Here is a 13035-nt window from a genome sequence, read left to right on the forward strand (position 1 = left end):
GCTTACCCTTCCAAGCGAACATAAGCAATAATCGGAATACGTACAACTACATCTTCTGGTGGTCCATAAGAAGGAGAAGTACGAACAATTACTGCCCCATCCGTCACAGATAAAAGAACGCCTGCAATGATTTCTACAGCTGTCACAACTTGCACTAGTTCACCAACATGGTTACGTAATTCATCAGTAAATAACATATATAACTCTCCTTTCTTACGCTTCTTTAATTGATATAATACTTGTAAATGGTAATAAAACTTCTGTTCCTATTCCTTCTTGCAGTGTTAAGAAATCATCACCAACTGCTACAATCACACCCGTTAACTGTCCAACTGTCACAGTAATCTCTACGTTTTTACCCAAATACTGCTCTGCAATTTCTTTAAAAGGTGATGTATTACATTCTTTTAAAATGTTACAAATAATAGATTGAAATCTACTTGATTCAATAACTTCTTCCGTAGCTTGCTTAGAGTTTCTTTGAATAAATCTCGCGAAGTTTTGTGAAAATAAAAGTCTCTCCACAGCAGGCAATAACTTATTATCTAAAAAATAATCTAATTGTCTATTAAACAATCTCGATAGCTTTTTCCAATACTTACCGAACAAACACATACACTTCTCCTCCTATTATTTTTAAAGTATAAAAACACATCCATACATCTTAATGTATACAGAGCAGGCTTTTTTTGTGATAGGTAAGGCATACATTTTTCAAAGAAACCATCTTTTCTAGTCACACAAAAAAGATAGATGGTATCCCATCTATCTTTATGTATATTTTAATTTTTAATTGTAACAATGGCAGCTGCACTATAATAAACCGCTCGTGGTAATTCTGCCTGTTCACTTATAGAAGCTGTAACAAGTGAACCACCACTTGCCGAGAAATACTTAACAGCTTCTAAAGGAATACCATCTTCTTTTACATCAATATGCGTTCCATCTCGCCAATCTATTTTCTGCATTGTTGCTGAGAAATCGCCAGCCACTTTACCAATTTCTTCACCATCCATCCCTAAAAAGGTCCATTCCCACTTTGTTAAACTTAGTACTTGTTTCAACTCTCCAATTTTCTTTCCATCTATATTAGAAAAAGTATAGAAGTTTCGTACTCCCATCTCCTTTTGAACACGCAACAATCTTTCTCCCGAGTGATTATATAAATAAAATTGTTGCTTATGTAGTCCCTTTAAAAGAAAAGAAAGTACAACTTGCCATACACGTTGAATAACAAAATCATACTCTTCTTTTAAAAAACCTAATGCACTGCCATCTAATCCAAAGTACGTTATTACTTGAAATATCCCTACCTCTTTACGAACAACAAATTTTTGTTGCTCAAATAATTCAGAATTCTCTATATTATAAATTTCCTTTTTAAGTATTTTTGATCTTCGTTTTTCCATAAAGCTATATATGAATAATCCAAATGCCGGTATTACAACACTTATTAATTTCAAATTTTCTTTCTCCGAAGTGAATAGCGTCCCTTTTTTATATTCCATCACTAATACAATTGTGACAATAACCCATACAATAATAGATACAAAAAAAATGCGTTTTGCATTACGTGCGTGATGCCTATCTATACTCATACTCCTCCCCCTTTTCCATTTATCCCGCTATTCGCCGGGCAGTAAGACCCCCACTTCAAAATTCAGCGAAAGCAAAGAAGTTAGGTGGGGGATCGACTGCCCGTAAAAGCCCGATTGGTGAGGGCTAATAATCAGTGAGGGATGAAGAATCCCCCACTGATTAAAGTTTCACTTTATTTCATTATCCCATTGCCCCTACACTTCCTCAATAAAAAAAGACTATCCAATAGGATAGCCTCTTACACTTCAATATTTCGCAACATCGTATAAATGTCGTTATTCACTTTACCAAACGATTTAATATTATTTTGAATGTTAGATAATAAAACGACATACACACTTCCGTTTTTGCTAAATCCATTTAAACAATTCCATCCTGGCATTACACCGTGATTCGAATAACTTCCCGGGTCTACATACCAACCAAATCCGTAATCCTTTTTCACAGCCGTAAACATTTGATTATAACTCTCTTTTGAAATCAGCTTTCCAGAGAAGAGTGCTTCATTAAATAAATATAAATCATGTGCACTTGTATATATATCACCACAACCATATAGTTGTGACATACTTGGAATATTAGGTGTTGTCATATTGTTATTTACTATTTTATAACCTGTTGATGGGAACCTTGTTTGCTCTAACGCTTTACCGAAACCAGAATGTTTCATACCCGCAGTAGCAAAAATATGTTGTTTAATATAGTCTTCTAACGGTTGTCCACTTACCTTCTCAGCGATATAGGCGAGTATCGAATAGTTCGAATCGGAATATTTCCATTTCTCTCCTGGGCTCCCAACACGCTTTTGCTTTCCTATTCGTTTTATCAGTTCTTCATGAGAAATATCCTCTGTTCCTTGCTCATACTCTGGAATTCCTGATGTATGTGTTAGTAAATGCTTTAACTGAATCCCATTACCTTGAGGGAAATCTGGAATATACTTTGCAACCGTATCCTCTACATTTAATTTATTTTGATCCTTTAATTGCATAATAGCAGTCGCTACAAATGCCTTTGAAATAGAACCAATATAAAAAGTTGTCTCTGAATTATTCGGTACTTGTTTCTCTTTGTTCGCCATACCGTATCCTTTATTCAAAAGAACTTTTCCGTTCTTCACAATAACAGCTGTCCCGCTAAATCCTGCGTTTTGTAAATATTGATCTAATTGAGCGTTTTCATTAATTTCTTGAGGTGGTCCCTCAGCAGGCTTTTCCACAGCTTGTGCTTGCTTCACTTGTTCTTCTTGTTCTTCCTGCTCTCTTTGTTTTTGTGCTTCTTGTTTCTTTTTTTCTTCTTCTTTCTTTTTCAGCTCTTCTTGTTTCTTCATTTCTGCCGCTGCTTTTAAAGTTTCTTCTTTCTTATTATGCGCAACAATTTTTGTATACATGAAATATACAAGTGAAAATAGTAAGACGAGAATGATTGTTCTTTTTATGTATACAATCGGCCGACGTGCTTTCCCATTCGCATTATTTTTTTCCTGATCCATGATTGCTTTTTTCCCCTTACTCACCAATAATTTACTTCCTCTACTAAAGATTTATTTTAGCAGATTATGGATACTCTATTCTATATCATCCCTACTTTATCACGCACTGCACATATTACCAACCTATATGTATAAAAAAGAAAAAGAAAATTTACAAAAGTAAGATTCCCGTTAAATCGTTAACATAAAAAAGAGGATATCCTCTAAAAAAATTGATGTTATCAACCTTTTGGGATATCCTCTTATCTCATTATTTATACGTGTTTTTTCATATCATCGGCAACAGATTCAACATTTGTACCTACGATAACTTGGACACTCGTGTTACTTAATTTCATAACACCTTTTGCACCAGCACGTTTTAATGCTGCTTCGTTTACTTGACCAGCATCTTTCACTTGTAAGCGTAGACGTGTTGCACAATTATCAATAACTGTTAAGTTTTCTTTTCCACCTAAAGCTGCTACGTAAGTTTCACCAATTGAACCTGCAACAGGTGCGTCACCCTCTTCAGCTAGCTCGTCGTCATCTTCGCGACCAGGAGTTTTTAGATCGAACTTCTTAATTAAGAAGTAAAATACAACGAAATAAATTACTGCGTAAATTAAACCGACTCCCGCCAGTAATACTGGTTTTGTTGCAATACCGAAGTTTAAGAAGTAATCGATTGCACCGGCACTAAATGTGAAACCATCGTGAATGCCAAGAGTTGTTGTAATAAATAGAGACAGACCTGTTAATACAGCATGAATACCATATAATACTGGTGATAAGAACATGAATGAGAATTCAATTGGTTCTGTAATACCAGTTAAGAATGAAGTTAATGCTAGACCACCTAACATACCTGTAACCATTTTACGTTTTTCTGGTTTAGCAGCCGCAATCATTGCGAAACATGCTGCTGGTAAACCGAACATCATAACTGGGAAGAAACCAGTCATAAACATACCCGCTGTTTTATCTCCTGCAAGGAAGCGAGCAATATCACCATTTACAACATTACCTGCTGCATTTGTAAAGTCACCAAGTACGAACCAGAAGTATGTGTTCATTACGTGGTGTAAACCGATTGGAATTAATAGACGGTTTAATAAACCAAATAGACCTGAACCAACTGCCCCTAAATTAACAATTCCATGAGCTAATGCATCGATAGCATTTTGAATTGCTGGCCAAATTTGTGCGAATAGAATTCCTAATAGTAACATCACAACCGATGTAACAATCGGAACGAAACGTTTTCCAGCAAAGAACCCTAACCATTCTGGAAGTTTAATCTTATGGAATTTATTATAAAGAAGTCCTGCTATAACACCGACAATAATACCACCTAAAACTTTCATATCCACTTTAGTCGATAATTCGGCTGCCTTAGATACCTGTGTCATTGTATCTGCAAGCTTAGATGGGTCTACATTAGCGCTATTACCTATTAAATCTTGAACTTTGCCTAATTTATCTTGTAATTCTACAGTAGAATATCCCTTACTAAGTGCATCAATACTGTTTTTCATAACTAGATAACCAATTGCACCTGCAAGACCTGCTGCACCACTACCATCAACAGACAAACCGATTGCAATACCAATTGCAAAAATAAGTGCTAAATTATCAAAAACTGCTGCACCGGCCTGTGCCATAACAGGAATATCAAATACATCTGGTTGTCCTAGACGAAGCAATAATCCTGCTGCTGGTAGCACTGCGATTGGAAGCATTAACGCTTTACCAATACGTTGTAGAAACTGCAACATTTTAATTCCCCCTAATTCAATTTATGAAATCGTTATCATTATAAGTACGCCTTAGAAAACGCTTTCTATTTACATAACCATAATAACATATAGTTGTATAGATGTGTAGTTTTTATTTTTGAATTTTTTATGGATAAATCTCCTATTTCCAAACTGTTATATAAAAGGAAAATTCTCCTTTTTTAATATAGAATACTCGAAACGAAATACCTACTATAGAACATGTAACTTTCGTTTTATCATTCCACCTTTTCATGTTATTATTTATTTCCGAGCATATCGGGAAAAGTAAACGTAGTTAATTCGAAATAGGAGCGTTGGTACTATGCAGTGCATTGAAACAAACAACTTACAACAGTTGTTAGAACAAGTAAAACCATATACGAAAAAAGGAAAGCTTGCTACTTATATCCCCGAACTAGGAAATGCAAATCCAGACGATTTAGGGATTGCCATTTTCCATAAAGAAACAGAATATATCCATGCTGGCAACTCACAAACACTATTTACTCTTCAAAGTATTTCAAAAGTAATTACACTTGCACTTGCCCTTTTAGATCGTGGTGAAGAATATGTATTTTCTAAAGTTGGAATGGAACCAACTGGTGATCCATTCAACTCTATTATTAAGTTAGAAACAACAAGTCCATCCAAACCACTTAATCCAATGATTAATGCGGGAGCACTAGCTATTACGAGCATGTTAACAGGAAAAGATAATGAAAAAAAAATGGAGCGCATCCTTCATTTTGTACGTGAAATAACAGATAATCCTACCATTAATTATTCTTCTAAAGTTGCCAATTCAGAATTAGAGACAGCTTACTTAAACCGTTCACTTTGTTACTACATGAAACAAAACGGAATTATCGATTGTGACATCGAAGAACTTATGGATTTATACACTCGACAATGTGCAGTTGAAGTAAACTGTATCGATTTAGCACGTATCGGCTTAATTTTTGCGATGGATGGATATGATCCATATAAGAAAAAACAAATTATCCCTAAACATATTACAAAAATCTGTAAAACATTTATGGTTACATGTGGTATGTATAACGAGTCTGGTGAATTTGCGATCCGCGTTGGTATCCCAGCAAAAAGCGGCGTAGCTGGTGGCATTTTCGGCTGCGTAAAAGGAGAAATGGGAATTGGCATTTTCGGACCGGCTTTAGATGCAAACGGAAATAGTATCGCTGGTTTTAAAATTCTTGAACTTCTTTCTGCTCAAGAAGGTTGGAGCATTTTTTAATTCAGAGTTATCCTGCTATACTAGCAGGATTTTTTTCATTTCATAAAAACCTCAACTTTATCCGCTATCCATCCCCTTACAAAACAGTACTAAAAGTTTCTCTATATCATGCATATTTGCTCCCCCCTCCTGAATAATATAGTACAACCTAGCGCTATATGTGGAGGTGTGAAAGATGAAACTAATATTTCAAATGGAAAAACAGCCTGTTCTTGAAAAAACGATTCTTCTTTTTATATTGAGTATTGTAGAAAGCTTGAAGTTAAAAGTGGTTTCACTCGATGAAGCTCACCGATACATATTCAATTTAGAAGTACTTGAACTACTAATGGATCGGAACATCGATGATCAAGTACTTGAACTTATTCATTTCGGAATGGGACTTGAAGACATTCATCATGTGCTTCCAGAAGAACTTGAACATACTGTCGAAGAATTAAAGTGGCTTTGCATTCAAGTGTTAAGTGAATACAGTATGCATGAAGAATCGGAACAACTAATTGAAGATATACGTTGAAAAAGCACCTATGTAGGTGCTTTTAATGTTTTTTTAAACTATTTTTATACGCCTCAATATTTACTGGTAGCTCTTCCTCTTCTAAAGTATGTTCATTTACATCTTTATGAATAAACGCACCTTTAGGCGGTTGATGGTCATGCCCTTTTTTCTTATGATCAAATGCTTTTCCGCGTCCCATACAGATCACCCTTTCTTTAAAAGAAATCTGTATTAGTATGGAGAAAAGTACGTCGATATATGCAATCCTTTGCCATATTTCCAAGGAAATACTCGAACATTGTTTTCTGTTCTCCTCACAATAACTGATCTATCCCAATAAGAATTAATAGCACGCCCGCAATAACAGTAGCCCATTTCCCTAAGTATTCTGCTAAAAATCGTTTTCCTACATAAGCAAAACCACTAATACAAATAAAACTAAACACCCCAGAAATAGTTGCTGTAAGCCACAGATTCAAGTTTGTTACCCCAGCGTCAAATCCACCTGCAATATTATTAATAGACAACGCAACCCCTAAAACAATTGCTTCTGAAAAACTAATTGTTTTAGAACCATCAAAATCTGCTTTTTCTGGATCACGTAAAATGCCTATAAGTACATTACCATCTTTAGAACCTACAGTATTTCTTTGCCCCAAGAAAGGCTGGCACAAAATAAACACACCGATTATACCTAAAACGATTGCTCCAATTAGGTTTGCAGTAAACTCTGAAATAAATAACGCTATCCAGTTCCCAAAAAAGCCAGCTAATAAAGTAAATAAAAAACCAAAAAATGCGATGATAAAATTGTTAAGCCACGAAATTCGAATTTTACGAATGCCATATGCAATCCCAACACCTGCATTATCTAAATTAGAAGCAATACCGATTAAAAAAATTGAAAATAGACCTGCCGTACTCATAAACAGCCACCCCTTTTTCTCACTTTTCAATGCATATTATGAAAATGTTGAGCAACTGTGCCTGTCTGTTTCATATACATGTAAGAAATGCTCAACATTTTTTCAACAATAAAAAAGGAGTGCCTTCACTATGCCTAAAGAAAACCCAAATGAGCGGCTTAGTACATTAATAAAAAAACTTTTAAAAGAACGTGCCTTATCCATGCGTCAATTAGGAATGCATACAAATATTGATCCCGCAACAATCTCAAGAATTATGAATGGTAAACAACCGCCAAAACAAAAACATCTACAAAAATTTGCAGAATGTTTGCAAGTTCCACCCCAATTGTTATTTGATGAAATGTATCCTGATTCTCCTCACATTAATAAAGAAAAGACGGATATGTACACATCTCTTGATACAATTCAGCAAACGCTGCAATCCTCTAACTTATTCGATTTTGACTATACAACAACTCGCGTAAAACAAGAACTTGAAAACTATGAACGCTATGCTCAGACAACAGAAGGTGAAAAACGTATTCATGAAAGTTTCGCGAGTAAATTAGAACAAATTGATAGCGCTGGTCCTTTTATTGAACAATTAACCGATATGTATCAACAATTTTGCAATGAAACTATCTCAAAAGAAGAGCGTGCAGTTCTTGGAGGCGCATTACTGTATTTCATTTTATCGACAGATATTATTCCCGACTATCTCTTTCCAATTGGCTATTTAGATGATGCAATTGCTGTTGAATTAGCGAAAGAAAAATTAATCGAACTAAAACGAAAAACATAGAAAAATAAAGAACTATTTCAGGTGTTTCTGTTCAACTCTGAAATAGTTCACTAAAAAATCGTACAAGTATACATACCTGTACGATTTCAACACACTAATCTATTTTTTCGTGTGACACCATTTATATATAAATGCTGTTATTACTTTTGTAAATTCAATTAACTGTTCTACTTCAACTTTCTCATTTATTGAATGAGCTTCTTCTAATGTACCTGGTCCGTAAATAACAGCTGGAATATGAAATTCACTAAACCAACCACCATCCGTTACCGTTGCAGACATATCTAAAATTGCATTTTTAGATAGAATTGATTCGTGTACTGAGCTAAGAGTTTTTACTGCTTCATGTTCACTATCTACTTCTAAAGAAGGGAAAATTTCGCCACGATCCACAATCATTGATTCTCCGCCCCACTTAAATTGTGGTGGATTTTCACCTAACCATGGATCGGCAGCCGCTACTTTCTCAATATACTCTTCAATTTCTTTTATTATTTGTTCATGTGTTTCATTCGGATAGAAGTGCACCGTTATCCATAACCGGCACTCATCCGCAATAAATGCTGCATGCCGTCCGCCTTCAATAACAGCTGGGTTAATTGTTGTTGTTCCAGATGGATAACCTTCATATGTTTTCATAACTGCCCAATGACGCTCTAATTCTTGTAAACTTTGCACAATTTTCATCATTTTTTCAATCGCACTCGCTCCGAATAAACGTCCTCCAGCATGAATCATTTGCCTGCGTGTTGCATCATGAAACGTCTGGGGGCTTTTCACAGTAATCCATCCAGTAATTACGCCGCCCTGTCCTTGCATATGTAAATCACTTGTATCCACTACGACTGCAAAATCAGCATCATAACCTCTTTTGCAGCATTGAAGTGTACCTGCTTCTCCAACTTCTTCCCCAATTACTGATTGAAAGATTAAATCTCCAGGTAATTCAATGCCAGCTTCTTGTAACAGTTGAATAGCAAATAGTGCTCCAGCCAGTCCTCCTTTCATATCCGCCGCACCACGTCCAACTAACCAACCATCTTTTATAAATGGCTCAAACGGATTGGTTTCCCACGCTTCATCTACCGATACTTCTGCTACATCCACATGTCCATTAATAATAAGACTTTTATGTGTGTCACTTTCTAGCCCTTTTCTCACCCCAACAACGTTCGGGTCATTCGGATATACATCCCATTTATCAACGCTAAAATTTCGTTTTTTTAGAAAATCTGCAACAAATTCTTGCGCCTCATTTGTGTTTCTCGCCGGCGGTGCTGGTGTTTCAAAACGAATTAAAGTCTTTGTAAGCTCTAGTAACTCATCTTTTCGTAAATCAATCTGTTCTAATAGCTGTGAAACTTCTTGATTCATCGCTAGTTCCCCTTTGCATACATAGTATGTTTCCAGCTTTATTGTCACAAAAAAAGAGACTGTTTACAATTTTACAGTCTCTTTTTTTAGCATAAGTTTCTAATATATTTACAAACTTTCTGCCTCTGTTGTATTCGTTTTTTCAATATGTTCTACCTTACGTGCCTTATTTCTTGTCGCACGGTAAAACAGTAAACAAACAATCATAAATGGAATACCACAATATAATGCCATTCTTTGTTCTGGAATAAAAGCCATACCAACAATTACTGTTACATTTAATACTAACGCAAGCAGTGGTACGAATGGATACAGCGGTGTTTTAAATTTCAAGTCCTTCACATCCCCGCCCTGCTTAATGTATGACCTTCTAGCCAACAAGTTAGATAGAGCAATAGATGCCCAAACTAATATCGCCCCGAACCCGGCAATAGAAAGTAGCCATAAATAAACTGTATCTTCCGCATAAATACCTGATAGTAATGAAAGGCAACCTACAATTGTACTTACAATCAATGCATAAATAGGAACACCATTTTTAGATAACTTACCGAAAATTGGACTAATCATTCCTTGATTAGACATAGACCATAGCATACGAGAAGTTGCATATAATCCTGAATTCGCAACGGATAGAACCGCTGTAATAATAACGAAATTTATAATATCGGCTGCATAAGGAATACCAATTTTATCAAATACAACTACGAATGGACTTTCTATCACTCCCGCTTGCTGCCAAGGGAATAAGCCTGCAAGAATGAAAATAGATAATACAAAGAACACAAGTATACGCCAAACTGTATTATTAATTGCCTTCGGAATCGTTTTCTCTGGATTTTCACTCTCTCCAGCTGCAATACCAACTAGTTCCGTTCCTTGGAAGGAAAAATTAACTGCAATCATCGTAATTAAAATGGCTGATAATCCATTTGGAAACAACCCACCATAATCAGTAAAGCTAGAGAACATCGGTGCTGGTTCATTTCCTTTCATATCTAGAAAACCAAACATTGCTGCCCCGCCTAAAATAATAAATGCAATGATTGTAATTACTTTAATACTTGCAAACCAAAATTCAACTTCTGCAAAACTTCTTGAAGATAACGCATTGATAGCAAAGAGAAGCACCGCAAACGCTACACACCAAATCCATGACGGTACATCAGGAAACCATCGTTTCATTAAAATACTAACTGCAATCAGTTCAATACCTATCGTAGCAGACCAGTTTAGCCATGACATCCAGCCGACTACATAACCCGCTGCAGGGGAAATGTGCTTTGTAGCATACGTTTGATAAGATCCTGCGTCAGGCATCGCAACAGCTAACTCTCCAAGACAGAGCATCGTTAAATACATAACAAATCCTCCAACAAGATACGCTACAATCGCTCCTCCAGGCCCAGCTTCATGAATTGTATACCCAGATCCTAAAAAAAGACCGGTACCAATAACTCCTCCAAGTGCAATCATAAAGATGTGCCTGCTTTTCAATTCCCTTTTTAACCCTTGGTTTTGATCCATCATATAAATCCCCCCTTTTCACTTTGGAAACCCATTTCATGTAAGCGTTTTTAAAAATGTTCATAATAAGAATAATTATTGAAAAGAGCAAAATACATAGTATCAATCACTACCTGTTATTAAAAGATCATCCCTCACTGTTATTAATAACTTTTTATCAGCGATAGCTTGTCCTTCTACTACTTCTAATGATTCGATATATCCACTGATTCCTACTTTAATTTCTACTTTCTGTTTATCTATTGTTTCAATTAACGCTAATTTCTCCCACTCGTATACGTAAGAACTTTCCGTAACAAATAACTTCTCTACTTTCCCGTAACAAGGACTATACACGCCTTCTATAACCATCTTCACTTTATAAACTCCTCCTTCTTATTAATCGGTACTGAAACGTTGCATATCCCTCCTTTAGAGATTTCAACTATTATTTATGCAAAATGCGTACCAATCTCCAATTCCTATTTAAAATGAAGGTTTCTCAAAAAAAAATCTTCATAACCGCAAAATGATGGAAATTGAATCAATGGAACGCTCAGATGTGCTATATAAAAGTCCTTTAGAAGTATTCGCATTTGAAGAAAATAAAAATAGTACTCTAATAGAGGCATTAAAATTAGGAAAAACAAACAAAAATATAAAACAAACGTATTTTAACAATAAAGGGCAAGAAATTACAACAATTAACAATACTTTCCCTATAATAGAAAACGGAAAAATTAAAGGCGCTATTGAAATTTCAACAGAGATTAGCCATTTCAAACAAACAATGAAAACGAACCTTTCTCGAAAACAAAATAATAAGTTTACCTTTGATCACATAATCGGTGATTCTAATGCTATTCAATCTGTCATTACAGAAGCAAAGAGAGTAATTCGTACATCCTCATCCATACTTCTCGTAGGAGAAACAGGGACCGGTAAAGAACTATTTGCACAAAGTATCCATAATGAAAGTCAACGTTCAACAAAACCATTTATTTCACAAAACTGTGCCGCTATACCTGATACACTCATGGAAAGCTTATTATTTGGTACGAACCGAGGTGCATTTACAGGAGCTATCGATAAAGCTGGTTTATTTGAAGAAGCAAATGGAGGAACTTTGTTATTAGATGAGATCAACTCATTAAGTCCAGCACTTCAAGCGAAGTTACTACGAGCTATACAAGAAAAAACAATACGAAGAATCGGAGGCACACAAGAAAAAGAAATTGATGTTCGTATTATAGCAACTATTAATGAAGATCCTCTTGAAGCTATTACACATAATCGATTACGGGAAGACTTATATTACCGATTAAGCGTCGTTACTTTATGTCTCCCGCCTTTACGTGAACGAAAAGAAGATATTCCTGATCTTGTGCAGCACTTTATCGAAAAGTACAACATTCAATTTGGACTTGGCGTAACGGATCTAGATGTACATGTAAGAGAATTCTTGTATGCATATGATTGGCCTGGAAACGTACGAGAATTGGAACATATCATTGAAGGTTCGATGAATTTAGTTGAAGATGAAAATATTATTACAGCGTTTCATCTTCCCGCTCGCTTTCGTGAACAAATAAAAAAAGAATTCAATATGCAACCTTCCCTAACTAATAACGAGGATGATGCACCTAAAACGTTAAAGCACACAATAGAGACAATGGAGAAGAACTACATCAATCAAATTCTGACAGAGTATCACGGTAATATCTCACAGGCTGCAAAGTTTTTAGGATTAAGTAGGCAAAACTTACAATATCGAATTAAAAAATTGCATTTACACATATGAAATGAAACTTTAATCAAATATAGGATGAATCCGCTTCCAAGT

At 35.5% G+C, this 13035-nt stretch carries 14 protein-coding genes and 1 pseudogene; 4 read left to right on the forward strand and 11 right to left on the reverse strand.

Annotated features, from left to right (window positions below; genetic code table 11):
* Positions 1-2: 2 nt before the first annotated feature.
* The 6 genes from JDS99_RS20055 to JDS99_RS32590 form a co-directional block, all read right to left on the reverse strand.
* Complete coding sequence (locus JDS99_RS20055) at positions 3-197, reverse strand: LSm family protein (RefSeq protein ID WP_000899469.1); 195 nt, start codon at positions 195-197, stop codon at positions 3-5.
* A 16-nt stretch (positions 198-213) separates the two neighbouring features.
* Positions 214-615: an LSm family protein gene (locus JDS99_RS20060; RefSeq protein ID WP_046953685.1), complete on the reverse strand. Its 402-nt coding sequence runs from the start codon at positions 613-615 to the stop codon at positions 214-216.
* A gap of 167 nt (positions 616-782) precedes the next feature.
* Positions 783-1598, reverse strand: coding sequence for a sugar ABC transporter ATP-binding protein (locus tag JDS99_RS20065; RefSeq protein ID WP_088609561.1), 816 nt, complete (start codon positions 1596-1598; stop codon positions 783-785).
* 239 nt (positions 1599-1837) lie between these two features.
* Positions 1838-3091 (reverse strand): serine hydrolase domain-containing protein, encoded by a 1254-nt coding sequence (locus JDS99_RS20070; RefSeq protein ID WP_097889313.1) that lies wholly within the window; start codon positions 3089-3091, stop codon positions 1838-1840.
* A 254-nt stretch (positions 3092-3345) separates the two neighbouring features.
* Entirely contained in the window at positions 3346-4848 is a 1503-nt protein-coding gene (gene nagE, locus JDS99_RS20075; protein WP_048567302.1) for an N-acetylglucosamine-specific PTS transporter subunit IIBC, read from the reverse strand.
* 142 nt (positions 4849-4990) lie between these two features.
* Positions 4991-5104, reverse strand: coding sequence for a transcriptional regulator (locus JDS99_RS32590; RefSeq protein ID WP_074651593.1), 114 nt, complete (start codon positions 5102-5104; stop codon positions 4991-4993).
* A 69-nt stretch (positions 5105-5173) separates the two neighbouring features.
* Between JDS99_RS32590 and glsA the strand changes: the two genes are divergently transcribed.
* Positions 5174-6103 carry a glutaminase A gene (gene glsA, locus JDS99_RS20080; protein ID WP_001149862.1) on the forward strand — a complete coding sequence of 310 codons (930 nt, stop codon included), beginning with the start codon at positions 5174-5176 and terminating at the stop codon, positions 6101-6103.
* A gap of 175 nt (positions 6104-6278) precedes the next feature.
* Positions 6279-6620, forward strand: a complete 342-nt coding sequence (locus tag JDS99_RS20085) for a DUF3969 family protein (protein ID WP_199695589.1) — start codon at positions 6279-6281, stop codon at positions 6618-6620.
* A gap of 22 nt (positions 6621-6642) precedes the next feature.
* Here JDS99_RS20085 and JDS99_RS20090 read toward each other — a convergent pair whose 3' ends face one another.
* A complete protein-coding gene (locus JDS99_RS20090; protein ID WP_000532409.1) occupies positions 6643-6801 on the reverse strand; it encodes a hypothetical protein in 159 nt (52 codons plus the stop codon).
* 115 nt (positions 6802-6916) lie between these two features.
* The gene (ytaF, locus tag JDS99_RS20095; RefSeq protein WP_097889305.1) at positions 6917-7528 is read right to left on the reverse strand and encodes a sporulation membrane protein YtaF; all 612 of its coding nucleotides are present in this window, start codon (positions 7526-7528) and stop codon (positions 6917-6919) included.
* A 130-nt stretch (positions 7529-7658) separates the two neighbouring features.
* On the opposite strand from ytaF, the gene JDS99_RS20100 reads away from it, so the two are divergent.
* Positions 7659-8312: a DUF1232 domain-containing protein gene (locus tag JDS99_RS20100; RefSeq protein WP_001123723.1), complete on the forward strand. Its 654-nt coding sequence runs from the start codon at positions 7659-7661 to the stop codon at positions 8310-8312.
* 99 nt (positions 8313-8411) lie between these two features.
* Here the strand turns inward: JDS99_RS20100 and JDS99_RS20105 are convergent, their stop codons facing one another.
* The 3 genes from JDS99_RS20105 to JDS99_RS20115 form a co-directional block, all read right to left on the reverse strand.
* A complete protein-coding gene (locus JDS99_RS20105; protein WP_199695590.1) occupies positions 8412-9686 on the reverse strand; it encodes an acetylornithine deacetylase in 1275 nt (424 codons plus the stop codon).
* A 108-nt stretch (positions 9687-9794) separates the two neighbouring features.
* Positions 9795-11216 carry an amino acid permease gene (locus JDS99_RS20110; RefSeq protein WP_000969239.1) on the reverse strand — a complete coding sequence of 474 codons (1422 nt, stop codon included), beginning with the start codon at positions 11214-11216 and terminating at the stop codon, positions 9795-9797.
* Positions 11217-11315: 99 nt separating this feature from the next.
* Positions 11316-11570: a biotin/lipoyl-containing protein gene (locus JDS99_RS20115; protein WP_000784766.1), complete on the reverse strand. Its 255-nt coding sequence runs from the start codon at positions 11568-11570 to the stop codon at positions 11316-11318.
* Between the two features lie 124 nt (positions 11571-11694).
* Between JDS99_RS20115 and JDS99_RS20120 the strand changes: the two are divergent.
* A pseudogene (locus JDS99_RS20120) lies at positions 11695-12993 on the forward strand (sigma-54 interaction domain-containing protein); the annotation flags it as partial.
* Between the last annotated feature and the right edge of the window lie 42 nt (positions 12994-13035).

Origin of the sequence: Bacillus cereus group sp. N6 (assembly GCF_016483705.1) — a bacterium.
In the GTDB taxonomy this organism is placed as follows: domain Bacteria; phylum Bacillota; class Bacilli; order Bacillales; family Bacillaceae_G; genus Bacillus_A; species Bacillus_A wiedmannii.

Excerpts from the sequence above, each read along its gene's own strand:
- JDS99_RS20055 (WP_000899469.1), bottom strand. The coding sequence starts at position 197 with ATGTTATTTACTGATGAATTACGTAACCATGTTGGTGAACTAGTGCAA.
- JDS99_RS20060 (WP_046953685.1), bottom strand. The coding sequence starts at position 615 with ATGTGTTTGTTCGGTAAGTATTGGAAAAAGCTATCGAGATTGTTTAAT.
- JDS99_RS20065 (WP_088609561.1), bottom strand. The coding sequence starts at position 1,598 with ATGAGTATAGATAGGCATCACGCACGTAATGCAAAACGCATTTTTTTT.
- JDS99_RS20070 (WP_097889313.1), bottom strand. The coding sequence starts at position 3,091 with ATGGATCAGGAAAAAAATAATGCGAATGGGAAAGCACGTCGGCCGATT.
- nagE (WP_048567302.1), bottom strand. The coding sequence starts at position 4,848 with ATGTTGCAGTTTCTACAACGTATTGGTAAAGCGTTAATGCTTCCAATC.
- JDS99_RS32590 (WP_074651593.1), bottom strand. The coding sequence starts at position 5,104 with ATGAAAAGGTGGAATGATAAAACGAAAGTTACATGTTCTATAGTAGGT.
- glsA (WP_001149862.1), top strand. The coding sequence starts at position 5,174 with ATGCAGTGCATTGAAACAAACAACTTACAACAGTTGTTAGAACAAGTA.
- JDS99_RS20085 (WP_199695589.1), top strand. The coding sequence starts at position 6,279 with ATGAAACTAATATTTCAAATGGAAAAACAGCCTGTTCTTGAAAAAACG.
- JDS99_RS20090 (WP_000532409.1), bottom strand. The coding sequence starts at position 6,801 with ATGGGACGCGGAAAAGCATTTGATCATAAGAAAAAAGGGCATGACCAT.
- ytaF (WP_097889305.1), bottom strand. The coding sequence starts at position 7,528 with ATGAGTACGGCAGGTCTATTTTCAATTTTTTTAATCGGTATTGCTTCT.
- JDS99_RS20100 (WP_001123723.1), top strand. The coding sequence starts at position 7,659 with ATGCCTAAAGAAAACCCAAATGAGCGGCTTAGTACATTAATAAAAAAA.
- JDS99_RS20105 (WP_199695590.1), bottom strand. The coding sequence starts at position 9,686 with ATGAATCAAGAAGTTTCACAGCTATTAGAACAGATTGATTTACGAAAA.
- JDS99_RS20110 (WP_000969239.1), bottom strand. The coding sequence starts at position 11,216 with ATGATGGATCAAAACCAAGGGTTAAAAAGGGAATTGAAAAGCAGGCAC.